Here is a 24,273-nt window from a genome sequence, read left to right on the forward strand (position 1 = left end):
ATTTCAAAGGGCTTGCAGGCGCGCTTGGCCGCGCCGGTCTCAACCGCCCGACCTTGGTGATCGACCGCAAAAGACTTGCCGCCAATGTGGCCGCTATCCGGCAAAGCGTCGACAAGGCTGGCCTGCCGCTGCGGGTCGTTGCCAAATCACTCCCCTCTCCCAAGCTGCTCGACTTTGTCCTCGCTGGCATGGGCAGCGACCGGTTGATGGTGTTCAGCGCCGAAATGCTGAAGCAATTCCTGCCGCACCGCGCCGACGCCAATTCCGTGAGGGGTACGCCCCTCCCCGCCAGCGAATATGCGCGCGTAATCGATAGCGCGGGCAGCGCTGCCATCGCCAATGTACAGTGGCTGATCGATACGCCGCTGCGGCTCTCCGAATATGTCGAGGTGGCAAAGGCGCGCGGGGTGCAGTTGAATGCCAGCCTTGAGATCGATGTCGGCCTCCACCGCGGGGGCTTTGCCGATCCGGCTATGCTTTCCGACACGGTCGCGGCCGCCAAAAAGGCCGGCGTAAAGCTGTCAGGCCTGATGGGCTATGACCCGCACGTTCCCAAAATGCCCAGCCCGGACACAACCTATGCGGCGACGCAGGTAGCCTATAAAAACGCGATCGGGATATTGAAGGCCGCGGACGTCGATGTGGGCGCTATGACGCTGAACGGTGCAGGCAGCCCGACCTTCCGCCGCCACTGCAAAGGGACCGTCGCCAACGAGGTCTCGGTCGGCTCTGCTTTCGTCAAACCCGGCGATTTTGACTATGACGATCTGGCCGACTTGACCCCGGCAGCGTTCATCACGACACCGGTGCTCAAGGCGAGCAGCGACCAGCAATTGCCGGGGCTTGAGCCTTTATCGGGCGCGCTGCACTGGTGGGACCGGAATACCGAGCGCGGTTTCTACATCCATGGCGGCCATTGGCTGGCAAAACCAATGTCGCCCGATGGCCTGCAATATTCCAGCCTGTTCGGCCGCTCCTCCAATCAGGAATTACTCACCGGATCGCGTAAGATCGACCTGAAACCCGGCGACACCGTCTTCATGCGACCGGACCAGAGCGAAGCCCTGTTCCTGCAATTCGGGGATATTGCGGTGTTCGATGGTGGTGAAATTGCCGAATATTGGCCAACATTACCGGTGAGTGCCTAACCCTCAACCAGTTTGAGCAGTTTCCTCTCCACCGGCGCCAGAACAGGCACCAGTTCGTGGCCGCGCTTCAGCACAGCCCCGCCTTCACCAATCAGCGCCCACATGCCTTGCTTGTTGCGCAGCGAGGGGTCTTTGACGATGCGGTATTCGGGGCGTTCGGCTGTGCGCCGGAAAGCCGAGAAAATGGCTACATCGCGGCCAAGATCAATGGCGTAGTCGCGCCAGTTTCCCGCCGCAACCATGCGACCGTACAAATCCAATATGCGGGTTAGTTCGTCACGCTCAAAGCCGACCTGCGCCGGATGGCGCGCTGAAACCGGAAAGGGCGTGATGATCGCGCTCAAGCCGGTTTGCTACCTCCACGCTTGCGTGCCGAACTTTTGGCCGCCGCAAGGGCATCGCGCTCTTCGAGCAGCACGGCGAGGCGCTTCTGCATCGTTTCCATTTCGCATTGCAGCAGTTCCAGCTTTTGCGTCGCTGGATCGAATCGTTCGCTGCACGGCGTGCCATAAGGCACAAAATTCTGAGTTTCGGGCTTCACCTCGACCAAAGTCGGCTTGGCCGGAATGCCCACCATCGTCGCACCTTCGGGCACATCCTTGGTGACCACGGCATTGGCACCGATGCGGCTGTTCGCGCCGACGGTCAGCGGCCCCAATATGGCCGCGCCTAGACTGATGATCACATTGTCACCAATAGTCGGATGGCGCTTTCCGCCCTGCCCGCTGGTGGGGTTAGTGCCACCCAGCGTCGCGCCCTGATAGATCGTCACATTGTCACCGATCTCGGCAGTCTCGCCTATCACTACAAAGCCATGGTCGATGAAGAAATTGCGTCCAATGGTTGCGCCCGGGTGGATGTCGATCGCCGTCAGGAAACGCGAGATAGGGTTCACCAGCCGCGCGAGAAAATACATCTCGCCTTTGAACAGCCAGTGCGCAACGCGGTGCAGGCCGAGCGCCCAAACGCCCGGGTAGAGCAAAATCTCCCAGCGCGTGCGCGGCGCCGGATCGCGTGCCTTGATCGAGTCGAGATACTCGACAAAATTTCCAAGCATGGCCTTTTACCTCCCGCAACCCGCAGTGCGAACTTGCCGTCCGCATTGGCCATTCGTTTGTTACGCCTGTAAAGTTAAGCGCTGATGCAAATAATTCCAGACCTGTTGACCTTGGTCAAAGGAAAAACATGGATTTTATCGGATATAGCGATTAATTAAGCCTGATTAATCGATTGGACCGCTTTATGTCGACCTATCTGCCCACGCTGAAACAGCTGCAATATCTGGTCGCGCTCGAAGAGCATGGCCATTTCGGCAAGGCAGCCGATGCCTGTTATGTCACGCAATCAACGCTTTCCGCAGGTATCCGCGAACTTGAGTCGCTGCTCGGGCTGGTGCTGGTCGAACGCACCCGCCGCGTTGTGCGCTTCACGCCGCTGGGCAAGAAAATGGTGGCCAAGGCACACCGCATTTTGCGCGAGGCCGAGGAACTGGCCGATATGGCGCGCGCTGCCGGAAAGCCGCTGGCCGACGAATTGCGGATGAGCGTAATACCGACCATCGCCCCTTTCCTGCTGCCACGCCTGTTGCCCGCGCTGCGCAAGAAATATCCCGACCTCAAACTTTATCTGCGCGAAGAAACCAGTGCAGCCGCTTGCGAAGCGCTGCATCGCGGGCAGGTCGATTGCGTGCTGCTCGCGCTGCCTTATGGTTGCGGCGATACCGAACATGCCAAGCTGTTCGACGACCGGCTGTTCGTAGCCTTCCCCAAGGGAGAGCCCGACAATCCGCCCAGCACCATCGTTCCTGAAATGATCGATGAATCGCGCCTGCTGTTGCTCGTCGATGGGCATTGCCTGAAGGATCATGCCCTCGCTGCATGCAACCGCCCCGAACTGCGCGCGTCGGCAACGATGCTCGGCACTTCACTGCACACGCTGATCCAGATGGTCGACAACGGCCTGGGCCAGACATTGGTTCCCGAAATTGCGGTGAAGAACGGGCTGCTCAACGGTACCGAAGTATTGGCCCGCCCGCTCGATGCCCCTCATGCCAGCCGTGAAATTGCGCTCGTATGGCGCACCAACAGCCCGCGCCAGCCGGAATTCGAACTGTTGGCGGAAACGATGCGCGAATTGGTCAACAACGCCTAGTCTCCGGTTGGGCCCAGATAGCCAGCCCCATAGACCGCTTGGCGGATATCGTGGTGCAATGTGCCGTCAAATGGCATCACCTGCCCGAAATAGACTGCCGCCATATTGTTCGCCGGGTCGACCCAGAACAACGTCGTCGCCGCGCCGTCCCAGAAAAATTCCCCGGTCGCGCCACGATTTTCCTCGGGCGTTTGAGGAGCCGATTTGCGCACGGCGAAATTGAAACCGAAGCCAACCGCCCCCTTACCGGGCAGCCATTGACGGTCTGTCACCCGGGGATCAAGATGATCGCTGGCCATCAGCTCGACCGTCGATGGTTTCAGGATACGCACCCCATCGAGTTGCCCCTTGCCCAACAGCATCCGTGCAAAGCGCATATAATCGTCGAGTGTGGAGGCGAGGCCATAAGCGCCTGGGGTGAGCTTGTTGTCCTCAAAGTTGAGCATGCGAGCTTGCGCGTCGCTCGCGCGCTCCAATTTGCCATCCTTGCGCAGATACATCGCCGCGAAGCGTGCAAAATTGGCCTCGGGCTGGCGCCATGCCGTGTCGCGCATCTTGAGCGGATTGAGGATATGCTGCTTCACATATTCGGCATAAGGCTGGCCTGAGAGCTTCTCGACGAGCAACGCCTGCACGTCCACTGAAATGCCATAAACCCAGCGCTCGCCCGGATCATGAAGCAAGGGCACGCGCGCCAATCGGCGGCCTAGCTCGGACAGGTCGTGATCAAGCGCCGACGGTTTGGCGAGGCTGAAGGCTTCATGCGCAGGCGTTTCCTTGCCCTCACCCGCAAATCCCGCGCTATGCCGCATCAGGTCACGAATGCTGATCGGGCGGCTTGCCGGGCGATATTGCGCAACGCCATTGGCGTCCTTGCCGGCATAGACCTGCATATTGGCAAATTCGGGCAAATATCGCGCCACCGGATCGTCGAGGCCGAACTTCCCCTGCTCCCATAATTGCATCAGCGCGACGCCGGTAACCGGTTTGGTCATGGAGAATATCTGCACGATCGTGTCGCGCTGCATCGGCTTGCCATTATCGCGGTCGGCATGGCCCGAAGTGCCGAAATAGACCTCCCGCCCATCCTTCCACACCAGCGCCGAAACGCCCGCTGCGCGCCCATCGCTGACCATGCCTGCCAAAGCCGCGTCGATGCGCGCCTTGCTGATTGCAAAGCTTGCCCCCGCCTCTTTGGTCGCGTCTGCCTGAACCGATACCGGGGCAGTTGCAGCCAATGCAATCGCACTGCACAGGATGACATTTCTCAAACGATTCATTCCCCACCCCGTTTTATTAATATTGCTCACCCGCCCCAACCCTGGCCGCGTTCGACATCGCTCGTTTTCTGTTCCACCCATAGCGCAGCATCGCCCCGATGTTCGCGCTTCCAGAACGGGGCATCGGTTTTCAGCCGGTCGATCAGGAAGGTGCAGGCCTCCAGTGCGGCAGCGCGGTGTGGCGAGGCGGTGACGACCAGCACTATGGGCTCGCCGACCTCCATCCGGCCGACGCGGTGGACGATGGTGCAACCGGTCAAGCCCCAGCGTTCCTGTGCTACTGCGCAAATGTCGTTGAGGCTCGCCTCGGTCATGCCGGGATAATGTTCGAGCTCGATCGCGGTCACACCATCATCGCCGCGAACAATGCCGGTAAAGGTTGCGATGGCCCCGACACCCGCTGCCTCAAGTTCGCCGATTTCCGCAGCGATATCGAATGCTTCGTGCTGAACCGAAACGCGGATCATCCGCCCGTGACCGGCGGAAAAATGGCAAATTCGGTTGCGCCTTTTATCGGTACGTCAGATTTCACCAAGCGCTGGTCGAGCGCGAAGCGGAGCTTCGATCTGTCCGCAAAGGCCTCCGCATAGCGCGGCGATTGCGCGGTCAGCCAGTCGATTGCATCGCCAACCGTCAGTACGTTTGCGGGAAATTCCATCTCTTCCCCCTCGCAGCCCAGCGCCTCACGAACGCGTGCGAAATAGACCAGCTTCATGGTCAATCCATATGCTTGATGCCGACGCGCAGATAATCCCAGCCGGTGATGATCGTCAGCACCGCCGCGACCCACAAAAGGCTGAGCGCGGCGGTTTTTAACAAGGCCCATTCGGGCAAGGCACCCGCAAGGATCAGCCCGCCAAAGGCGACCAGTTGCGCCGTGGTTTTCCATTTCGCCAGTTGCGAAACCGGCACCGACACCTGCAGCCCGGCAAGGAATTCGCGCAGGCCCGACACGGTGATCTCGCGCAGCAGGATCACCAGCGCGGCAATCACATGCCAGCCATCGACATCGCGGGTGAAAACCAGCAGCAGGATGACCGCGCCGACCATGATCTTGTCGGCAATCGGATCAAGAAACACGCCCAGCTTCGAAACTGTCCCCTGCGCGCGCGCCAAATAGCCGTCGAAATAATCAGTAATCCCCATCAGGCAGTAGAGCGCGAAGGCCAGCCAATAATCGATCGGCAAAGGCTGGGTCAGGCCCGGTCGCGTGCCCGGCCACAGCAGGAACACCAATATTGGCACCGCCAGGATGCGCGAGAGCGTAAGGATATTGGGCAAGCTCAGCATGTGATCAATTCCTAACGCCAAATGTGCGGAAAAACATCCGCTATTTTCCGGTCGCAGGAACAGCCGGATAGCTTTGCCACAATGCACCCAAAGCATCCTTCAGCGGATCGAGCCATTGTTCATAGGGCTTCCATTGTTCAACACCATCGCGATTGATCGGGCGGCGCACCTGTTCGCTCGATGCAGTGCGCACCGCGCGCTTGTTCTGGTGGAAGTTGAGGCAGGCCTCTTCGAACGGCACGCCCAGATAATCGAGCATTGCGCGCACCTGCGCCTCGGGCTGTTCGATCACCTGTTCGTGGATCACGCGGTGGACACGGCCCGGCAGCACTTTATCGAAATGCGCCATCAACCGCACATAATCGGCATAATAACGCCCCATGTCAGACAGGCTGTAGCTGAACGCCTGACCCTTGGCGAAATGCTGGCGGAAGTTGGAGAAACAGCAATCGAGCGGATGCCGCCGTGCGTCGATGATCTTGGCATTGGGCAGGATCAAGTGGATCAGCCCGATATAGACCCAATTATTGGGCAGCTTGTCGATGTAAAAGGGTTTGTCGGTCTTGCGCTGCACAGCAGTACGCTGAAGGAATTCCGCACCCAGTTCGGCGAGCCGTTCTGCCGGCATATCCTTGACGGCATCGACCCAGCCGCTCGGTGTCGCCTTGCCTTCGCGCAGCGCGATGGCAGGCAAGTCGGGCAATTCCATCGTGCCTTCGATCTGCGAATGGCTGGCCAATATCTGTTCGAGCAGGGTTGATCCCGCGCGCGGCATGCCGAGGATGAATATCGGATCGGGCGTCGCATCACCCTGCCCATCACGGGCAGCGACAAATTCGGTGGTGAAGGTGGCGATGATCTTGTCGACATGGTTTGTCACGACATCGGGATCATAATCGAGCTGGCCGTGCCGTATGGCATTGGCCCGGTCATAATGGCCGAATGATGTTTCGGCCTCTCGCCGGTCATCAAACGCCTTGCCGAGCGCGAAATGCAGGTGAAGCCTGTCGTCGTCCGACAGCCCCGTCGTTTCAAGCGCGGCCTCCATCGCAGCGATATCAGCCTCGTCGAAACGCACCGTCTTCAGGTTGGCAAGGCTCCACCAAACTTCGCCCAAGGTCGGCTCGACCGCCAACGCACGGCGATAGGCGGCGATGCCCTCTTCCTGCTGCCCCACGGTTTTGAGGACATGGCCATAGCTCATCCAGAGCTTGGCATGTTCGGGAAAGCGCTGGGTCAACGCGCCATAGAGCGCCAACGCTTCATCATATTCCCCAATCCGGCCCAACGCCGCCGCCATCAGGCTTTGCCCGCTGGCATCATCGGCATCGATTTGCAGCACCGTATCGAGCAGCTGGACTGCCTCTTCGAAACGGTTTTGGCGGTACAGGATTCCTGCAAGATTGGATTTAGCTGCGGTGAAATCGGGTGCCAGCTCCAACGCCCGTCGAAGCAAAGCTTCACTGTCCTTGAACCGGCCGAGCCGCGCCGCGAGCTGCGCCATCAGGCGGATTGCCGCGACGTCGAACGGATCCTTGTGCAAATGAGCCCGCAAAATCGGTTCGGCATCGGGCAACCGGTCTTCGTTGATCGCCAGCGCCGCCTCTATCAGTTGCGGATTGCGCATTCCGCGCGCGACATAATGGCTGGCAAGATCAGGGGCGTTTTGCGTCATATCGATGCGCTTATCGCACTCGCCGGATTCAGCCAAGCGCGCTCTCGGCGATGTGCAGCCGAAGTGCATCATTGCCTGCGCTGTCGAACAGGCTTTCCTCCGTCCCAGTCATCCACACCTGGCTGCCAGTATCGTAGAGGCGCACGAACAGCGCTTCACGACGGCCCGGGTCAAGGTGGGCTGCTACTTCATCGAGCAACAATATCGGTGGCGTGCCGCGCAGTTCCGCGACGAGCGCCGCATGCGCAAGGATCAGCGAGAGCAAAAGCGCCTTTTGCTCACCGGTCGAGCAGCTTGCCGCTGGCTGGCCGTGGCCATCATGCCGGACGAGCAAATCATTGCGGTGCGGCCCTGTCAGCGTGCGTCCTGCGGCACGATCACGCCCGCGACTGGATTTCCATGTCGCAGCCAGCATTTCAGTGTCGGGAACCGCTACATCCTCAAGCCCCAGAACAGGCTTTGCAAAAGGCGATGGTGGCATGGCGGCAAGCCGCTCCGAAAGCTGCGCCACCGTGCGCGCCCGACTTTCAATGATCGCCGCGGCATATTGTGCCATGCTGGCTTCGACCGCGTCGAACCAGGCGGCATCACCCTGCCCTTCGGACAGCATCCGGTTGCGCTGGCGCAGGGCATTTTCATAGCGGCTGCTGTTGAGCGCATGCGAAGGTTCAAGCGCCAGTACCAGCCGATCAAGGAAACGGCGCCTTGCGCCAGCGCCATCCATGAACAGCCGGTCCATTGCGGGCGTCAGCCACAATATCGACAACCATTCCGCCAGATCGTTGATGGCAGAGTTTGCACCATTGATATGCACTATGCGTCGACCCGGCGCATCCGCCGAAACAGCTGTGCCCAGCGCAGTCCCGTTTAGGGTTGCAGCGACGGCAAACCCCCCGGCCCCGTCTTGCCGCGACATTTCGTGCAGATTGCTCCGGCGCAAACCCCGCCCCGGCACCAGCAGCGATACGGCCTCCAATATATTGGTCTTACCGGCGCCATTCGCTCCATGCAGGATGATGAAGCGCCCGTGCGGACGCACGCTGAGCGCGGCGTGATTTCGAAAATCTGTAAGGTCGAGCCGATCGAGCGCCATTTGCGTGCCCTATCCGAGATGCTGGCCGCGTCAACGCCGATTTGGGGATGCGGGTGCGCATTGGCGCGAATTCCAGCATGGTCATCGCAAAATGTTGGTGTATTTTCCCAATATTCAGGTTCGTAAAATCGTGTTTTTCACGTCGGAAAATATTATATAGTTGTTTTTATTATATATTCTAAAACTGGCACGCATCCTGCAATTACCTTGGCATCCCCGGGATGACCCGGAACATGAACAAGGAAGGACTTTTAAAATGACCATTTCGACCCGTAACCAGTTCGCTTCGGTATTCGCAGCTATCGCATGTGCATTCTTGACCATCGGCGTCAGCGTTGCCCCCGCCGTCGCTCCTGTAGCTCCCTATCTCGCGTAACAGCGTCACACCTGAAAGGAATTTGAAATGAACGCTTCGTCTCGCAACCAGCTCTTTTCGATCGCAGCCGCTCTGCTGTGCGCCTTCGTCACGGTCGGGATGAGCATCGCCCCCGCACTTCAGGGTGGTATCGTCTGATGAACCCGAAATTCGATCTGCCCCCAGTCATCAAACCCGTTACTTCGAAGGAAAGCAAAATGACCAAATTAGTGCTCGATCGCGCCAACAAGAAAATCTGGGGCGTCTGCGCAGGCCTCGCCAACTGGACCGGCGTCGACGCCACGGTAATCCGCGTTGTTTTCGTACTCGCCACGCTGTTCGGCTTCGGCTCTGCGTTGCTGATTTACGTCGCCTTGGGGTTGATCCTCGATTGACCCCAATCGATCCGGCAACGTCTATTTTCTATCCAGTCGCTAAATCATCGAATATTAACGCCGTTATTCAGCTTGGACTTAAACTTTGAACGTGATAATCCATGTTACATACAAGCAATCGCTTGCAGGAAAGGCATTCTATGCCCGAAGGCCCGAGCAAACGGGATGAAACTGTAAACAGCGGCGATGAACATCGCAAATATTCACGCGGCGAAGTATATATAACCATCGATGTACGCGAACATGGCGGAGGCCGTCACAGGGCACTGATTTTGGATCTGTCCCAGTCGGGCTGTCGTATTTCATCGGTGACCTATATGGGCGAAGGTAAGAATGTCCATATCACCCTGCCGGGTTTCGCTCCATTGGAAGCGGTTATCGTCTGGAAAAAGCAGGATGAATATGGCTGTTCGTTTCTGCAGCGGCTGCATCCGGCGATCTACGATCATATCCGCGCCAAATACCCATTTCTCGGTCATTTGTGAGGGCTTTGCGATTTCCGGCTAGCCGGACCCAACCCAAAAAACGCCGCTTAGGCAGAAGCTTGATCGCCTTACTGCTGCTCGGCTTCATGTTTGCTGCAGCGTGGCTCTATGAGCCTCGGGAATCGATTTCCGCCAGTGGTAAAAAAGTGGTCGCAGCGGATGGAGACAGCTTCACCATCGGCACCAATAAATTGCGACTCTATGGCATAGATGCGCCCGAATATCGCCAGACCTGCCGGGATGCAGAGGGCGTTGAATGGCAGTGCGGGAAAGCCGCACGTGCCGCTCTCGAAAAACGCCTGCTTGAACCCGGCCTTGTCTGCAAAGCACAAACCAAAGACAAATATGGTCGCGCGCTAGCTACCTGCTCAACCCGCCAAACAGCCGATATTGCCGGTGCCCAGGTTCGCGACGGCATGGCCATAAGCCATGACTATTATGGTGTGCGGGATTATCCTGATGAGGAAGATGCCGCGCGCCTTGCCAAACGCGGGATTTGGCAGGGCAGCTTTGTCCCCCCCAGCGAATGGCGCGTGATCAATCCGCGTTAAATGCCCGCAGCGCCTTAATTCTTTCCACCGGCCGGCTATCTCAACCGACTTTCCGCACGAATACCGTGCCCGCCGAATAGCCTGCACCAAAGGAGCAGATCAGCCCGGTATCGCCGGCCTTTAGGTCTTCATTATGCTTGTGGAAAGCGATGATCGAACCCGCGCTGGAGGTATTGGCATAGGTATCGAGCACGGTAGGGCTCTCATCCTCATTCGCCTCATGCCCCAGCACGCGCTGCGAAATCAGGCGGTTCATCCCCTGATTGGCTTGGTGCAACCACAGACGGCGCAAATTGCTGCCTTCAAGGCCCAGATGCGCGGCATGATCGACGATCATCTGCGCGACCATCGGCACCACTTCCTTGAAAACCTTGCGGCCTTCCTGAACGAACAGCTTGTCGGTCTTCGGGCCACTCTGGTCGACGGGCCCCTTGCCCTCTGCGCGGTTGAGGAAACCGAAATTGTTGCGGATATTATTGCTATACTGGGTCTTCAGCCGCGTTCCCAAGATTTCCCAGTGCTGCGCGGGCGCAATATCCTTTGCCTCGACAAGGATGGCCGTCGCCACATCGCCAAAGATGAAGTGGCTGTCGCGATCGCGCCAGTTGAGGTGGCCCGAGGTGATTTCCGGGTTCACGACCAGTACCGATTTTGCATTGCCCGCGCGGATATAATCTGCGGCGGTCTGGATACCGAAAGTGGCCGACGAGCAGGCAACATTCATGTCAAAGCCGAAACCGCGTTCCATGCCCAGTTCGTGCTGGATTTCCACCGCCATCGCCGGATAGCCGCGCTGCATGTTGGAAGCAGCACACAGCACGGCGTCGACATCGGCGATATCGCGCCCGGCCTTGGCCAGCGCGTCGCGGCATGCGGCAACGCCGATTTCGGCCATCAGTGAAATCTGGTCATTGGAACGCTCGGCATAGCGCGGCTCCATGATTTCGGGATCAATGATCGCGGTCTTGTCAATCACATGGCGCGATTTGATGCCGCTCGCTTTTTCGACAAATTCGACCGAGCTGTGCACCAGCGGCTCGGCATCGGGATTGCGGGCGTTATAGAGGTCTACATAAGCGTTGAAGCTCGCGACCAGTTCCTCGTTCGAAATGGTATCGCTGGGGGTGTAAAGCCCGGTCGCCGAAATGACCGGAGTGTAGGCGTCTGACATGTCAATCCCGCTTATATTGTTGTGATGGCAGCGGACTAGCGCCACCCAATACGGGAAACAAGCTAATTGCTTTTGCCGCGCTCCGAGTCCACTATCCGGTGCAAGAGGGGAGCCATAAAACGCATGGCATTGGAGACGCGCAAACCCAGCCTGCTATCACGCGGCGTTCGGGCATTGTTGATGTGGTTTTACAGGCGGCAGGGCTGGACTGCGGTGGGTGAAATCCCCGAGCCGCGCCGCTTCATCATCATCGCCGCGCCACACACATCAAATTGGGATTTTGTCTATTATATCGGCCTCACCCAAACGCTTGGCATTACCCCGCATTTCATGGCCAAAACCGCGCTTTTCCGCTGGCCAATGCGCGATTTCATGCTCGATATGGGCGGCGTTCCGGTCGATCGCAAAAAGGGCGGCAATTATGTGCAGGCAATGATCGACGAGTTCGCGAAGCATAAGGAATTCATGCTCACCATCGCGCCCGAAGGCACGCGCGGCGCGGTGCGCAAATGGAAGACGGGTTTCTATCATATCGCGCTAGGTGCGAAGGTGCCGATGGTCGTCGGCATGATGGATTATGGCAAGAAAACCGGCGGACTTGGCCCGATGATCTGGCCAACCGGCGATTATGAGGCGGATATGGCAAAGGTGGCAGAAGTGTATGCCAAGGTGACGCCCAAGCATCCGTCGAAGCAAATGGCGAGCATTACCGGGGAGAGCGAAACATGAGCGGTGCGTTGACCATGCTGGCAATCAACCTTGTGGCGTTGATGGTCGCAATCCTGCTGCTCTGGGCCTATGCGGTCAAAATCCGCGATGTGTCTTTCATCGACGCCTTCTGGGCGTTCGGAATGGTCATCCTTGCCTGGGCAAGCTGGCTGCAGATCGACGGCAATGGCCGCCGCGCCGATGTGTTGCTGGCACTCACAACGATATGGGGCGTGCGGCTTGCCACCCATCTGGTCACACGCTGGCGGCGAGAGGGCGAAGACCCGCGCTACAAAAAAATTATCGGCCATGCGATGGAAACCAAGGGCTGGAGCTGGGCGAAGACCGCGCTCCTCATGGTCTTCCTGACGCAGGCACCCCTGCTGTTCATTACCTCGTTGCCCGCACAGCTCGGCATCTGGGCCAGCGAGGGCGGGCGCTGGGTGATGGGGCCGATCGCCTGGATCGGCGTGGCTGTCGCGATGATCGGCATAATCTTTGAAACCGTCGGCGATGCGCAGCTCAAGGCGTTCCGCCACAACCCCGCAAACAAGGGCAAGGTGCTCGATACTGGGCTGTGGCGTTATACCCGCCACCCCAATTATTTCGGCGATGCCTGTACCTGGTGGGGCATCTGGCTGGTGGCGGCGGAAACTGGCCCCGCTGGCTGGATCAGCATCATCGGCCCGATATTCTTGACTTTCACGCTGACCAAATGGTCGGGCAAGCCATTGCTGGAGCGCAGCCTGAAAAAGAACCGCCCCGAATATGCCGCCTATATCGAGCGCACCTCGGGCTTCTTCCCCTGGCCACCCAAGAAATAGCCCTTATCCGGGCTATTTCACCAACCACACCTCGCCATAACCATTAAAGGCAGGCGCGACCTTGTGCTTCACCTCGCGCCCCGGCGCGAAGGCCAGGTTGGGGAAGCGTTCGAACAGCATCGGCAGCGCAATCTTCGCCTGCGCCTTGCCCAGCCCCGCACCAAGGCAATAATGCGCGCCGCCGCCAAAGGCGAAATGCTGGATAGTCTTGCGTTCGATATCGAATTTCAGCGGATCGGGGTTCATTTCCGGATCATAATGCACGCCGAACAACGACATATGAATGGTATCGCCCTTTTTGATCGCCTTGTCGGCAACCTGCATATCCTCATGCGCGCTGCGCAGCACCTGCGACACCGGTGGCTCGACGCGGAGGATTTCGTCCATTGCATTATCATGCAGGTCGGGCCGCGCGCGGAATTTGGCGAGCTGATCGGGATTTTTGAGCAACTGCACCACGCCCGCCCCCAGCATATCGGTGGTGGTCGAATTGCCTGCGATGAGCAGCAGCCGGATCAACAGCACGATATCCTGCGTCGTCAGGCTGTCGCCCTCCTCCTCCGCCTGCGCAAGGCGGGTGATCAGGTCGTCGCTCGGCTGGCTCCGGCGAATATTCACCTCCCGCGCCAGATAGTCGGCAAGTACGGTGGTCGATTCCTCGTAAAGCGCTGTCTGTTCGGGCGTGCGAAAGGGGTTGAGCGCCTGCATACAGCCCAATGACCAGCGGCGGAAATCTTTGCGGTCGGCAGGGTTGATACCCAACAGTTCGGCCATCACCGTGGTCGGCAAGGGCGATCCGAACAGTTGGACAAAATCAAACTCGCCCTCTGCTGCTTCGATATCGTCAGCCAGCCCCTTCGCGATTTCCTCTATACGCGGCAGCAGCGCCTCGACCGAGCGTTTGTTGAACGCTTTCAGCACCAGCGTCCGCTGCCGTTTATGCTCGGGATCGTCGAGCATCAGGATCGACAATTCCTTGCTGTTATTGCCGTACAGTGTCTTCGAAAAACTGCCTTCATTGGCCTTGCGCGGATCGGCGTTGAGTTCGCGGTTCTTGATCAGTTCCGAAACCTCTTGCCCGCGTGTCAGGAAATAGCGGCCCAATTGCTGATCATGATGAACCGGATCTGCGGCGCGCAACCGGTCGAGCGGGACCCAGGGCGTTTCGCGATAGGTCGGGTCAAGCGCCGAAAGCTGGTAACCCGTTGGCAGCGGCTGTTCTTCGTCGGACATGAATAGGATTCTCGCTTGTTGTGGGACCACCCGCCGCGACGATACGCAGCGGGTTGGGCTTTACAAGCCTGCTTACCATTTTTCGCTCGACAAAATTTGCGCTGCATCAATGGCTATTCTGCTCAAACATGGCAGATTGATACAATGCTGCTGCATCTCGCTATCTCGACCGCCATGGTCATCGTGACGGTCATCCTGCACGGGCTCGGCCTGAACCTGTTGTCGCGCATGGTCCGGATCGAGGCGCATGAGGAACGGGCGCATCATGTGCCCAAATTGTCGCGCCGCAGCCTTTTCTTCACATTGGCGCTCGTACTGGGCCTGTTCCTGCTTCATGGCATGGAGATCTGGCTCTACGCCTTTCTCTTCATCGCGGTCGGCGCAATCCCCATGCTCGAAACCGCCGTCTATTTTTCAACCATCAGCTATGCCGGTATCGGTTATGATGATCGCTATATCGAGCCTGCATGGCGGCTGGTGGCCGGCATTGAGGGCATCAACGGGCTGCTCCTGCTTGGTTGGTCCACTGCCTTTTTCGTTACGCTGGTAACCCGGCTAGGCCGCTGATCAGCGGACCGGCATTTCGCGGGTCAAGGCCGCCATCGCGCGATACAGCGCGATCATCTCGGCAAAGTCAAAAGCCTGTTTCACCGATTGGTTGTTTGCCAGCCTGATTTCGATTTCGACTGGAACAGGCCCCTTTTGCTGCAACAAAGCATCGGTGAAGGACTTGCCCTCCAATATTGCGGTCCAAGCCGCTACATCTTCTGCGTCCGATAGTGACTGGTTAACCCAACCAATCGACACCGCTGCATTTTCGCCCGCACGAAACAGTAATGGCGCAACGGGCGCGCCTTTAATCTCGGGCCAGTCATAAGCGCTGACCGACAAGCCGAGCAAATATTCCTCATTCTGGTTTTGCAGCACAAGCATACTTGCGCCATTGGGGCCGAACCCTGTCGTGCACTGGACGACGGCGGCCGCGCCGCTGCGATAACAGCGGACCTCGCCTTTGCGCGTCGGATAGGTTGCCGCCGGCGTTGTGCCCGCCAGCGAGAATATGATGGTATCGCCCTGATAAAGCGCGCGAACCTTTTCGCCATCCAGCAGGAAATCCTCGACCAGCGCGATACCGATTGTTTTGCCAAAGCCGTCAAGCGTCCGTGCACAGCGCAGCCGCCCACGAAATTGCGGCGCCGTCACGGTCGAAGGCATCAACTCCTCGCGGACATAACCCAATTCGCTCGCGCGCTTCGCCATGTCGGCGGATAAGGCATCGGTGACGCTGCACGTCGGCACCGTACCTCGATCGGCAACCTCAAGTTCGGGATTGGCCATTGCGCCCTGCGCGAAGAACAAGGCTGCCGTACCAAGCGCACAGCCAATCATGGCGAAAATTCTCATACCCTGCCGTTAGCCACCACCGTCATGCACGGCAAGCTTGCAAATCGCGCAGCCGGGGCGCAAAGCGCGCGCGGGAAAGGCGGGAAAATGTCGGACGAAGATTATGTTTATGATGAGGAAAGCGGCGAATGGCTGCCCGCCTCTGAACTTGCAGCCAAGCAGGCCGCAGCCAATTCGGTAGAGGTCCGCGATGCGGTCGGCAATATATTGCAGGATGGCGATCAGGTAACGCTGATCAAGGACCTGACCGTCAAAGGTGCGGGCCAGACGCTGAAACAGGGCACGCTGATCAAATCTATCCGGCTGACCGGCGATCCTCAGGAAATTGACTGCAAATATGAAGGCATAAAGGGCCTCGTGCTGCGCGCCGAATTTGTGCGGAAACGCTGATGAGACGGGTGGCGTTGCTCGCCGCGCTCGCGCTTTCGGCCTGCGCGATTACCCCACCCGCCAATCCGCAAGATACCTTTTGGGCCAATCTGAGCGCACATTGCGGCAAGGCCTATCCAGGCAAACTCGCAAGTGACGAAGCCGCTGACGCAGACTTCAAGGGGCGCCCTATGCTGATGCATGTGCGCAGTTGCAGCGAGAATGAGATTCGCATCCCTTTCCATGTCGGGCCAAAAGACGCGGACGGCAAATGGGATCGCTCGCGCACATGGGTGATTACACGCACGACTACCGGACTGCGGCTGAAACATGATCACCGGCATGAAGATGGCAGCGAAGATCGGCTGACCCAATATGGCGGCGATACGGCGACCGCTGGCACGGCAACCGCACAAGCCTTCCCGGTCGATGCCGAAAGCATTGCGCTGTTTCGCCGCGAAGGCCGCGACGTGTCGGTCACCAATGTCTGGGAGGTCGAGATCAGCGACAGCAGCGCGGCCAACCCCCGCTTTGTCTATGTCCTGCGCCGCACCGGTGCAAATGCGCGTTTTTTCCGCGTCGAATTTGACCTCAGCACAACCATGGTCGCGCCGCCGCCCTGGGGTGGTTAGGCGAACCTAAAAACGGATATCAGTCCATCGGCTTGGGCTGCCACAGCTCAATCTTGCGGCCTTCGGGATCCATGATGTGCGCAAAGCGGCCATTGGCTTCTTCGGGGAAGGTCTTCACCGGCTCAACCCCATGTTCGGCGCAGCGGGCAAGTATGCCGTCGAGATCATCGACCATCAAATTGAACATGAATTCCTTGTCCGACGGCGCGAAATAATCGGTATCGGCCTTGAAAGGCGAAAAGACCGTTGCCGCCCCCGGATGCGACGCAGCGGCATCGGGGGTGAACACCACGCCCCAAGGCTGGACATCGATGCCCAACACCCGCGCATACCATTCATTGGTGGCGGCAGGATCGGCCGATTTGAAGAACAGGCCGCCCAGGCCAAGAATTTTTGCCACATTTACCTCTCTCAACGCGTTTGTAATTCCTATCGCCGCAGCAGGAAGATCAGGAAGCCGATGGTGAACAACGCGTCTCCGGCCAATACTACCCCCGTTCTCGGCGCCGCGCCTCCGCCAAGCACATCGGGCAGCAACAGCAAGACGATCCCCGCCTTGCCCACTATTCCCGCCCACAGCATGGGGCCGAAGCGCGGCGGTTCGCGGCCGACCATCGCGTAGACTATGCCAAAACAGACCACGAGCAGCCCGACAATCCGGTCATTGACGAGTGCCGCACTGTTTGCCAGCCCCGCCCCGCCGATCACGATGTTATAAGCCGCCGCGGCATAGAAAAACCAGCGCCAGCGCATATTCACCGGTTTATCGATTTCAGTCATCCCCATCCCCCGGCTCACATATCTAGCGGCAATTTAAGTGACGTAAAGGATCGGCCACACCACCTATGCGCTTTTCATGCCCACTTTGCGACAAAAGGGTGTAGGGCGCTGCCAGCGCTCCGAATGCCTTGGGTCAGTCGCATACAGGAACCAGCCTTGGAAACCCGACTGATCATTGCCTATTCGCTGATCGCATTAATGGCCGTACTGGCCATTATCGGCGGTCTCGCCATCCGCCGCAACAACGCCCGCAAACAGCGCCGCGACGAAGGCCGGAGCAATTGATGAGCTAGCCGCTCAATAGCGCTTTCCCCTCAACCAAATTCAAACCTGCCCGGCAAACCGCTGTCGATCCGTGCCTTGTCACGGTGGAACCAGCGCCCGGCAAGGAAGAAGGCCGGCAGTGCGAGCAGCGAGGCGATCGACATCGTCATCGCCGCATGGGTGTAAGGCTCCAGACTGCCCGCCGTGCGGAACATGTCAATCAACCAGCCGGTGCCGGTAATACCAAGGCCAAGGCCCACGACATTCAGGCACAATATGTTGAACGCGATCACCGTGGCGCGAGCGTTAGGCGGAGAGAGTTCCTGTATGGTCGAGATGGACGGGCCGTAAAAGGCGCAGAGGATGAATATCCCCAGCCCGATCCCCGGCACAAACAGCACCGAATCCGCAGGCAATATGCGAAAGATCACCGAAAAGGGCCCGACAATCAGGAACATCCAGAAGAGCAGCATCGCGCGACCCGATTTCCGGTATTTGTACCACCAATCCCCCGCAAAGCCGCCAAACAGGTTTCCTGCGATCCCGGCGACCACAGTGATATAGCCGGTCAGCTTGGCGATTTCGGCGCGTTCGAAACCGCGTTCCTCGACAAACCAGATCTGGTCAAACGCCGCCGCCCCCACCGCAAAGTGCAGCGCAACCCCGCCACCGATCATCATGCACAAGGCCGGCGATTGTTTCAGTGCACCGCCGAGCAGCCGCATATGCCCGCGCAGGCCGGGCCCATGTTCATGGTGCTGCACGCTCGGCACCCGCGGGTCGCGCACGAAAAGCATCAGTACCGCAAACAGCATCCCCACCGCGCCGAGCAAATAGAAGCAATTGCGCCAGCCGATGGTCGGCCCCAGATAGCCTGCGACCAGCAGGCTGAGCCCTGCCCCCACCGGTACGCCAAGATAGTAAAGCGCCGCCGCCATTCCGAGCTGCGAAGGGCGGAACCTGTCTGCCAGCAGCGATGTCGCCGCAGGCGTCAGCGCCGATTCCCCTACACCGATCAGCGCGCGGGGGATTGCCATCGAAACAAAACCCTTCGCTGCCCCGCTCGCCGCGGTCAGCAAGCTCCAGACCGCAATCGCCGCCGCGATCAGCTTTCCCCGGTGCATCCGGTCGGCCAATATCCCCATGAACAGCCCGGCGACTGCGTAGAAAATGATGAAGAACAGCCCCGTCAGCAGGCCATATTGGGTGTCGGTCAACCCGAGTTCGGGCTTGATGAAATTCGCAAAGCTGGGGAGCAACTGCCGGTCGACAAAATTCAGGACGTTTATGATGGTCAGCAGCCCGAGCAGCCCCCATCGGGACGCGGAATCCTGAACGGATTCCTGCTCCGCAGTCTCTAAACCATTGGCGGACATCGGCTCTCCCTTCTCATCCCGTCCGGCCACCATGGGTGAGCGGACGAGGGATGCCAAGAGAATTATCGACAGCGATCGACTTGTTCAGGTCTCAGGAGTTCCCCGGCTAACTGCACATCCGGCTGCGTTCGCTTTCCCAATAATGGCGTTCTTCGAGCAATGCGTTGTGCTGATCCACGGCCGCGCGATGGCCTTCGTCATTCTCAATCCGGTACGCATAATCGGCCAGCTTTTCAGCCAGAATCTGCGCCTCCTTCAGATCAGAGATCAGCCCATCCAAAAGCGCGCAGCCCCGCGCAAAATCCCTTTCGGTTTTCATGTCCGTCTTGGCTTCGTTCACCCGATCAATCGCTTTGTTAAAATCGCGGATGGTGCTGTTGTACTGGAACACATAAAAATCCCGCCCCTGCGCCGCCGCCATCTGGGGTACGGCCAAAGCCATGCAGGCCAGCAGAGTGAAAATGTGGCGGCGCATGGCGGGAAGCTCCTTCGGGACACGAATTGATGGCATCCCTTAACTTTCCCGGACGGCAAAAAATTGGAAAAATCGCGCAAACTGCCACAGAGAACGGCCCCGATAATGGCCGATTTGCCGGCCCAGCAAAGCCTCAAAACGCCTCCAGATGACCCATGACAAGCACAGCATTGACAGGCTTAGTGCTATAATACACTATTACAGCTTGCCGCACCCGAACGCGGCACGTGGGGGAGTATTATGCAGACGTTCAACGACACCCAATTGCCGCCGGTCGCCACATGGCGGATTAATGCCATGCGTTTCCTGTTCCTGTTGATGGCCGGGATCATGGGGGCGATGTTCGTCTGGCCGCAATTGCTATTCGAAAGCGCCGACTGGGATGTGATGCGCGGCCTGGCCAAATCGATGCTAGCGGCGCTCGCGCTGATGAGCCTGCTCGGCGTGCGCTATCCGCTGCAGATGCTGCCGCTGATGCTCTATGAGATTGCGTGGAAGACGATCTGGATCCTGTTGATCGCAGGTCGCGCCTGGATGGCGGGCAAATGGACGCCTGATATCGAAGCTTTGTTCTACGATTGCATCGGCATCATCATCGCCTATTTCATCGTCCCCTGGCCCTATATCTGGGCGCGCTACTTCAAGCAGCCGATGGAGCCTTTGCGCAAGGCGGCGTAACTATTTCGACAGCCGTTCGCGGTTGCGGCGCACGCGGCGGGAATAATGGGCGATACTGCCGCTGAGGATCTGATCGGGGCTGGTGCCGAGCTTTCCGGTCATCAGGTCAAAGCCGAGCGCCATGTTTGCTGCGACCTTTTCCGAAACCATCCGCTCCGCCTCTTTCATCGCCGCCGGGCCACCAAAGGCCAGCGCACCCATGCGCATCGTGATCACCATGCTCGATTCAGCTGCAAGCGCCCATGCGTCCATCGCAATGGTGAAAGGATTGGGGCGTGTGCGGACGGGGGATTTGGTGGGGAGAGTCATATTACGCAGTCGTAGCCGGATGAGGGAGAATGTCACGCGGGGATTTGCTTCATCCGATGAACGCAGGGCACACAACAGCGGGGAGCGGAGGCGGAGGCGAGAGAAGTTGGTGCCGGGGGCGTAATTGCTCTATAGCCGCCGCAAAGAAATGACGACCGACAGCCCCGATCCCCTGCCCGATACTGCGCCCTCCGCTGGCCCGCGCATATTGGTTGATGCCGATGCCTGCCCGGTGAAGGAGGAGATTTACAAGGTTGCCTGGCGGCGCAATGTGGCCGTCGTGCTGGTCAGCAATGCCCGCTTCCGCATTCCCGACCATCCGCTGATCACGCGGCAAATCGTCTCAGACAGTTTCGACGCGGCGGATGACTGGATCGCGGAGCAAGCCGGGCCGCGCAGCGTGGTGATCACCGCCGACATATTGCTCGCCGACCGCTGCCTGAAGGCAGGCGCGGTGGTGATCGGCAACAACGGCAAACCCTTTACCACCAGCTCCATCGGCGGCGCCATAGCCACCCGCGCCATCATGGCCGACCTGCGCGCCGGAATGGACGGGATCACCGGAGGGCCAGCGCCCTTTGCGAAGGCGGACCGCTCACGATTTTTGCAGGCGCTGGATGCGGCTTTGGTTCGGTTGGGGTGATCGGGGGAGATTCGTATTGTTGCCGTCAAATGTTGAGTGAGAGAGGGGCAATGTTGTGCTTTTTAGGGGAAACTGATTAAAACGAGCTGATACAATGGAGGCGTAAGCTGGTGATTTGCGAAATAGAACTGCTCGGGCTCTGTCTAACAAGGCCTGCTATCGACACCAGCTTGGCGATATTTGGTTTCTCGGAGTTTCTAACGGCGCTCGCTCTTTTAATTCTAGTTTTTACGTCATCAGATTTTTTATACCATTTTCGTATCTCAATCGCTGCCATTCCACTAATTTGGTTATCATTCATCTCAACTTTGATAATAGGTATTGGCACGCTGTTAACTGACTTATGGTTTGCGGAGCGGTGGTATGCCATACCTTGGGGCATCTCACGCTCGGTGCTACAAGCGTCTTTTGGCGCGCTATTTTTAATGACTGTTCTACTATGGATTTGGTTTGCATTTATCCGACCGCCCATCTTCGGTCGCCTAAATAGCAAGCGGTTTCACAGCGCTTTTTTCCGAGCAATCGTAAGAGGCTCGGACTCCCAATTGGCAGTGCTCGGCAGTGAAATTATGAGATCCGCGAATACACTTATTTCTACTTCGAATGCTCGTCGACAAGGAAAAGGAAGCGAAGTGAGTATCGGAGCGCCAGAGTATGCTCACGACGTTTTACTGCTGTTGGGCAATAGAAAACTTTGCCGGCATATTGTTGCTTCATCACCAGTTACGGCCATCGTGTTGATGGACGAGGCTGCACGTCAGCAGAAGTTTCATGTCCCGTTGGGCGGGTTCGCCAAAAATATCACAACTGAAGCAATTATAAACCGAGATTCTATTCTTTATCACGAAGATACTTATGGATCGGACATTTTGGGCTGGGTGCAGCCGTTTAGCAACGCGATGTACGGCAATTACCGCCTTGTTGAAGGCCTTTCAGTTGGCATGGACTCACCCTTAGATCTCCCTTGGAGAGTATCATGGGACATGGATGGAGACCAGTTCGAAGCCTATTGTAGAATCACGCTGATCACCTTCAAAAACTATATTGAGTCGGGGCTTTACGGCGGCCATTCCTATGCACTTAATCGAGCTTTCGATGTTATTAAGAATGCAGGGCGGGAGTTGTATAAGATTAACGGACAACCGATGGATGCAACCGATCGAGACCCTGCAAAAAGACTATCTGCAGCCGCCCATTTTGTAAGAGATGTCATAAATTTTCTTGGCGAAAAGAAAGAACTCAAATTTGGAAAGCTTAGAATTCCACCAAAGGGATCGGCGGGTTACCATGCTAATATTTTCGATCATATTGCAGATATGATGTATGATCTTTTGTTGGCTGCATCCTCAGTACGCTCGTCGCCAGATAACGCTTGGTCAATTCACTACGGTACCGTCTGGACAAATTTTTTTGGTTTTCGAGAAAAATCCGAAGCTTGGAACGCAATTAGATTCAAATTCTCACGCCTCGTATTTGATGAAATCAAAAAACTTGAGAAATTTCCGAATTATGAAGGTTCGCGTATACTTGGCATTTGCCTGAATATTTTTGGAACTGAAATCCGCGACAAAACAAGCTATGACCGTGGAGAATATCGCTTAATAAAAGCCGTTCTAGAATGGACGCGCAAAAATTACTTGTGGTTAAGCGAGGCACACCCACCTGTGGCGAAAAACTGCCTGATGGGAAGTATAACATTTGATCCTAAGCATCGCCGCCTCGTAAAAACCTATGCTCAAGGCCTCAACCTCACACCATCTCAAACTTTTCTGGAATTAGAAATGCCTAAGCCCGAAATGTTAAAGCGGCAAATCGATTGAACACCAAGTTTAGCCGTGCTCCCGACAGCCCTGCCCCATATATAGTTCATCCCTTGTGGCATCAAAGTCCTTGCTTACCTCCGCCATCACTAGCCCATCCCCACCTCAACACGCCATCTGCTCCGCAAGCTCAGTCAAGCTCCCCGCCTCATAATCCCATGCTTGCTGATATTGCAAATCTGGCGCGGGGGCACCGCCATATTCCAGCGGGCGGTGGATGAAGGCGGTTTGCAGGCCGGCGGCGCGGGCGGCGAACAGGTCTCCATGGTGCGCGGCGACGAGGCAGAGTTCGCCGGGCGCGATATCCAGCGCCTCCGCCGTGCGCTGATAGGCGGCGGGAGCGGGCTTATAGGCTTGGGCAACCTCCGCCCCCAATATCGCATCCCATGGCAGCCCCGCGTGCCGCGCCATATTCACCAGCAAGGCGATATGGCCGTTGGAGCAGGTGACGAGCGGGAAGCGCCGCTTGAGCCGGTTCAGCCCTTCGACGCTATCGGGCCAAGGCTCCAGCCGGTGCCAGCCCATCACCAGCGTGTGGCGGTCGGCCTCCGCCAGATCGAGCTGCATATCCGTCAGCAACGCGTCGAGCATTTCGCGGTGCAGGATATCGAGCTTCACAAAGCCGCGCCCCGTCTGCCCGAAATCGCGCATCCCGATCAGATAGCGCATCCGCCAGTCATCGGTGAAGCCAAAGGCATCGATCTCGGCGTGCCCCGCCCCGGTCAGCACCTGCCCCACCAAGGCCGCGATGCTCGTCCGCCAATCGACAACGGTACCGAACACATCGAAAGCCAATGCTTTGGGCGGGGTATTTGCAGTCATGGCGTCAATCCTCAATCATGCTCCCGATCACCCTGCCCCATATACAACTCCCGCCCGGTGGCATCATAGACCTTGCTCATCTCCGCCATGCCCTTCTCGGCCTCGTCCGCCGCGACAAAGCCATCGGCGGGCTGGTTTTGCAGCGTGGGTTACTCCCTCCCCCCCGGGCTGCTCCTCGAGCTGGAGCATGCGCGCCACCTCGTTGGTCCGCTTCTCGATGACGTCCTTCGGCGACTTGGCGACGCGGAGAGAGAACGAGATGTTCTGGCGGACGGTCATGTGCGGATAGAGCGCGTAGGACTGGAACACCATGGCGATGCGGCGCTTGGCCGGCGGGACCAG

31 protein-coding genes and 1 pseudogene are annotated in these 24,273 nt (G+C 58.1%); 14 read left to right on the forward strand and 18 right to left on the reverse strand.

Annotated features, from left to right (window positions below):
* On the forward strand, positions 1-1,148 hold a 1,148-nt coding region (locus Q0239_RS02595; RefSeq protein WP_298597945.1), incomplete at its 5' end, for an alanine racemase.
* Here Q0239_RS02595 and Q0239_RS02600 read toward each other — a convergent pair.
* Complete coding sequence (locus Q0239_RS02600) at positions 1,145-1,492, reverse strand: DUF2794 domain-containing protein (RefSeq protein WP_298597948.1); 348 nt, start codon at positions 1,490-1,492, stop codon at positions 1,145-1,147. The two genes, Q0239_RS02595 and Q0239_RS02600, sit on opposite strands and share 4 nt — an antisense overlap.
* Entirely contained in the window at positions 1,489-2,205 is a 717-nt protein-coding gene (gene epsC, locus Q0239_RS02605; RefSeq protein WP_298597951.1) for a serine O-acetyltransferase EpsC, read from the reverse strand. Before epsC ends, Q0239_RS02600 begins: the two co-directional genes overlap by 4 nt.
* 185 nt (positions 2,206-2,390) lie before the next feature.
* On the opposite strand from epsC, the gene Q0239_RS02610 reads away from it, so the two are divergent.
* A complete protein-coding gene (locus tag Q0239_RS02610) occupies positions 2,391-3,299 on the forward strand; it encodes a hydrogen peroxide-inducible genes activator (protein ID WP_298597954.1) in 909 nt (302 codons plus the stop codon).
* On the opposite strand, the gene Q0239_RS02615 is transcribed toward Q0239_RS02610, so the two are convergent.
* Genes Q0239_RS02615 through recF form a run of 6 tightly spaced genes read right to left on the reverse strand, consistent with a single transcriptional unit; the run spans position 3,296 to position 8,637 of the window.
* Complete coding sequence (locus Q0239_RS02615) at positions 3,296-4,579, reverse strand: serine hydrolase (RefSeq protein ID WP_298597956.1); 1,284 nt, start codon at positions 4,577-4,579, stop codon at positions 3,296-3,298. The two genes, Q0239_RS02610 and Q0239_RS02615, sit on opposite strands and share 4 nt — an antisense overlap.
* A 26-nt stretch (positions 4,580-4,605) precedes the next feature.
* Positions 4,606-5,046: a molybdenum cofactor biosynthesis protein MoaE gene (locus Q0239_RS02620; RefSeq protein ID WP_298597958.1), complete on the reverse strand. Its 441-nt coding sequence runs from the start codon at positions 5,044-5,046 to the stop codon at positions 4,606-4,608.
* A complete protein-coding gene (moaD, locus tag Q0239_RS02625; protein ID WP_298597962.1) occupies positions 5,043-5,294 on the reverse strand; it encodes a molybdopterin converting factor subunit 1 in 252 nt (83 codons plus the stop codon). Before moaD ends, Q0239_RS02620 begins: the two co-directional genes overlap by 4 nt.
* Positions 5,295-5,296: 2 nt before the next feature.
* Complete coding sequence (pgsA, locus tag Q0239_RS02630) at positions 5,297-5,869, reverse strand: CDP-diacylglycerol--glycerol-3-phosphate 3-phosphatidyltransferase (protein WP_298597965.1); 573 nt, start codon at positions 5,867-5,869, stop codon at positions 5,297-5,299.
* A 40-nt stretch (positions 5,870-5,909) separates the two neighbouring features.
* Positions 5,910-7,544 (reverse strand): tetratricopeptide repeat-containing sulfotransferase family protein, encoded by a 1,635-nt coding sequence (locus Q0239_RS02635; RefSeq protein WP_298597968.1) that lies wholly within the window; start codon positions 7,542-7,544, stop codon positions 5,910-5,912.
* A 28-nt stretch (positions 7,545-7,572) separates the two neighbouring features.
* Positions 7,573-8,637 carry a DNA replication/repair protein RecF gene (gene recF, locus Q0239_RS02640; protein WP_298597971.1) on the reverse strand — a complete coding sequence of 355 codons (1,065 nt, stop codon included), beginning with the start codon at positions 8,635-8,637 and terminating at the stop codon, positions 7,573-7,575.
* A 573-nt stretch (positions 8,638-9,210) separates the two neighbouring features.
* Between recF and Q0239_RS02645 the strand changes: the two genes are divergently transcribed.
* From Q0239_RS02645 to Q0239_RS02655, 3 genes are all read left to right on the forward strand, one after another.
* Entirely contained in the window at positions 9,211-9,387 is a 177-nt protein-coding gene (locus Q0239_RS02645; protein WP_298597974.1) for a PspC domain-containing protein, read from the forward strand.
* A gap of 140 nt (positions 9,388-9,527) precedes the next feature.
* A complete protein-coding gene (locus Q0239_RS02650) occupies positions 9,528-9,872 on the forward strand; it encodes a PilZ domain-containing protein (protein ID WP_298597977.1) in 345 nt (114 codons plus the stop codon).
* A gap of 59 nt (positions 9,873-9,931) precedes the next feature.
* Positions 9,932-10,423 carry a thermonuclease family protein gene (locus Q0239_RS02655; protein ID WP_298597980.1) on the forward strand — a complete coding sequence of 164 codons (492 nt, stop codon included), beginning with the start codon at positions 9,932-9,934 and terminating at the stop codon, positions 10,421-10,423.
* Positions 10,424-10,463: 40 nt separating this feature from the next.
* Here Q0239_RS02655 and Q0239_RS02660 read toward each other — a convergent pair whose 3' ends face one another.
* Complete coding sequence (locus Q0239_RS02660; protein WP_298597983.1) at positions 10,464-11,594, reverse strand: beta-ketoacyl-ACP synthase III; 1,131 nt, start codon at positions 11,592-11,594, stop codon at positions 10,464-10,466.
* Positions 11,595-11,717: 123 nt separating this feature from the next.
* Here Q0239_RS02660 and Q0239_RS02665 point away from each other — a divergent pair, with 123 nt between their 5' ends.
* Entirely contained in the window at positions 11,718-12,323 is a 606-nt protein-coding gene (locus Q0239_RS02665) for a lysophospholipid acyltransferase family protein (protein WP_298597986.1), read from the forward strand.
* Positions 12,320-13,126, forward strand: a complete 807-nt coding sequence (locus Q0239_RS02670; protein ID WP_298597989.1) for a DUF1295 domain-containing protein — start codon at positions 12,320-12,322, stop codon at positions 13,124-13,126. Before Q0239_RS02665 ends, Q0239_RS02670 begins: the two co-directional genes overlap by 4 nt.
* 12 nt (positions 13,127-13,138) lie before the next feature.
* Here Q0239_RS02670 and Q0239_RS02675 read toward each other — a convergent pair whose 3' ends face one another.
* Positions 13,139-14,359, reverse strand: a complete 1,221-nt coding sequence (locus tag Q0239_RS02675) for a cytochrome P450 (protein ID WP_298597992.1) — start codon at positions 14,357-14,359, stop codon at positions 13,139-13,141.
* A gap of 144 nt (positions 14,360-14,503) precedes the next feature.
* Between Q0239_RS02675 and Q0239_RS02680 the strand changes: the two genes are divergently transcribed.
* Positions 14,504-14,926 carry an ion channel gene (locus Q0239_RS02680; RefSeq protein ID WP_298597995.1) on the forward strand — a complete coding sequence of 141 codons (423 nt, stop codon included), beginning with the start codon at positions 14,504-14,506 and terminating at the stop codon, positions 14,924-14,926.
* Here Q0239_RS02680 and Q0239_RS02685 read toward each other — a convergent pair whose 3' ends face one another.
* Positions 14,927-15,763, reverse strand: a complete 837-nt coding sequence (locus tag Q0239_RS02685; RefSeq protein ID WP_298597998.1) for a hypothetical protein — start codon at positions 15,761-15,763, stop codon at positions 14,927-14,929. It lies immediately after the preceding gene.
* Positions 15,764-15,850: 87 nt separating this feature from the next.
* Here Q0239_RS02685 and Q0239_RS02690 point away from each other — a divergent pair, with 87 nt between their 5' ends.
* Together Q0239_RS02690 and Q0239_RS02695 are read left to right on the forward strand one after the other, a co-directional pair.
* Complete coding sequence (locus tag Q0239_RS02690) at positions 15,851-16,153, forward strand: alkylphosphonate utilization protein (protein WP_298598002.1); 303 nt, start codon at positions 15,851-15,853, stop codon at positions 16,151-16,153.
* The gene (locus tag Q0239_RS02695) at positions 16,153-16,764 is read left to right on the forward strand and encodes a hypothetical protein (protein WP_298598006.1); all 612 of its coding nucleotides are present in this window, start codon (positions 16,153-16,155) and stop codon (positions 16,762-16,764) included. The genes Q0239_RS02690 and Q0239_RS02695 overlap by 1 nt, the downstream gene beginning before the upstream one ends.
* A gap of 19 nt (positions 16,765-16,783) precedes the next feature.
* Here the strand turns inward: Q0239_RS02695 and Q0239_RS02700 are convergent, their stop codons facing one another.
* Positions 16,784-17,164 carry a VOC family protein gene (locus Q0239_RS02700; protein ID WP_298598009.1) on the reverse strand — a complete coding sequence of 127 codons (381 nt, stop codon included), beginning with the start codon at positions 17,162-17,164 and terminating at the stop codon, positions 16,784-16,786.
* A gap of 29 nt (positions 17,165-17,193) precedes the next feature.
* Complete coding sequence (locus Q0239_RS02705; RefSeq protein ID WP_298598013.1) at positions 17,194-17,544, reverse strand: hypothetical protein; 351 nt, start codon at positions 17,542-17,544, stop codon at positions 17,194-17,196.
* Positions 17,545-17,700: 156 nt separating this feature from the next.
* Here Q0239_RS02705 and Q0239_RS02710 point away from each other — a divergent pair, with 156 nt between their 5' ends.
* Positions 17,701-17,829, forward strand: a complete 129-nt coding sequence (locus Q0239_RS02710) for a hypothetical protein (RefSeq protein ID WP_298598016.1) — start codon at positions 17,701-17,703, stop codon at positions 17,827-17,829.
* A 29-nt stretch (positions 17,830-17,858) separates the two neighbouring features.
* On the opposite strand, the gene Q0239_RS02715 is transcribed toward Q0239_RS02710, so the two are convergent.
* Positions 17,859-19,184: an MFS transporter gene (locus tag Q0239_RS02715; RefSeq protein ID WP_298598018.1), complete on the reverse strand. Its 1,326-nt coding sequence runs from the start codon at positions 19,182-19,184 to the stop codon at positions 17,859-17,861.
* Between the two features lie 106 nt (positions 19,185-19,290).
* Positions 19,291-19,605 carry a hypothetical protein gene (locus tag Q0239_RS02720; RefSeq protein WP_298598021.1) on the reverse strand — a complete coding sequence of 105 codons (315 nt, stop codon included), beginning with the start codon at positions 19,603-19,605 and terminating at the stop codon, positions 19,291-19,293.
* A gap of 294 nt (positions 19,606-19,899) precedes the next feature.
* Here Q0239_RS02720 and Q0239_RS02725 point away from each other — a divergent pair, with 294 nt between their 5' ends.
* Positions 19,900-20,337: a hypothetical protein gene (locus Q0239_RS02725; protein ID WP_298598024.1), complete on the forward strand. Its 438-nt coding sequence runs from the start codon at positions 19,900-19,902 to the stop codon at positions 20,335-20,337.
* Here Q0239_RS02725 and Q0239_RS02730 read toward each other — a convergent pair whose 3' ends face one another.
* Complete coding sequence (locus Q0239_RS02730) at positions 20,338-20,646, reverse strand: hypothetical protein (protein ID WP_298598027.1); 309 nt, start codon at positions 20,644-20,646, stop codon at positions 20,338-20,340. It abuts the gene before it with no gap.
* A gap of 148 nt (positions 20,647-20,794) precedes the next feature.
* Between Q0239_RS02730 and Q0239_RS02735 the strand changes: the two genes are divergently transcribed.
* Together Q0239_RS02735 and Q0239_RS02740 are read left to right on the forward strand one after the other, a co-directional pair.
* Positions 20,795-21,289: a YaiI/YqxD family protein gene (locus Q0239_RS02735; RefSeq protein WP_298598030.1), complete on the forward strand. Its 495-nt coding sequence runs from the start codon at positions 20,795-20,797 to the stop codon at positions 21,287-21,289.
* A gap of 170 nt (positions 21,290-21,459) precedes the next feature.
* Positions 21,460-23,109: a hypothetical protein gene (locus Q0239_RS02740; RefSeq protein ID WP_298598033.1), complete on the forward strand. Its 1,650-nt coding sequence runs from the start codon at positions 21,460-21,462 to the stop codon at positions 23,107-23,109.
* Between the two features lie 105 nt (positions 23,110-23,214).
* Here the strand turns inward: Q0239_RS02740 and Q0239_RS02745 are convergent, their stop codons facing one another.
* Both Q0239_RS02745 and Q0239_RS18145 read right to left on the reverse strand, forming a co-directional pair.
* Entirely contained in the window at positions 23,215-23,931 is a 717-nt protein-coding gene (locus tag Q0239_RS02745; protein WP_298598036.1) for a haloacid dehalogenase type II, read from the reverse strand.
* Positions 23,932-23,994: 63 nt separating this feature from the next.
* Positions 23,995-24,273 (reverse strand): annotated as a pseudogene (locus tag Q0239_RS18145) (hypothetical protein); the annotation flags it as partial.

Origin of the sequence: uncultured Sphingorhabdus sp., from assembly GCF_937872355.1 — a bacterium.
Classification (GTDB): domain Bacteria; phylum Pseudomonadota; class Alphaproteobacteria; order Sphingomonadales; family Sphingomonadaceae; genus Sphingorhabdus_B.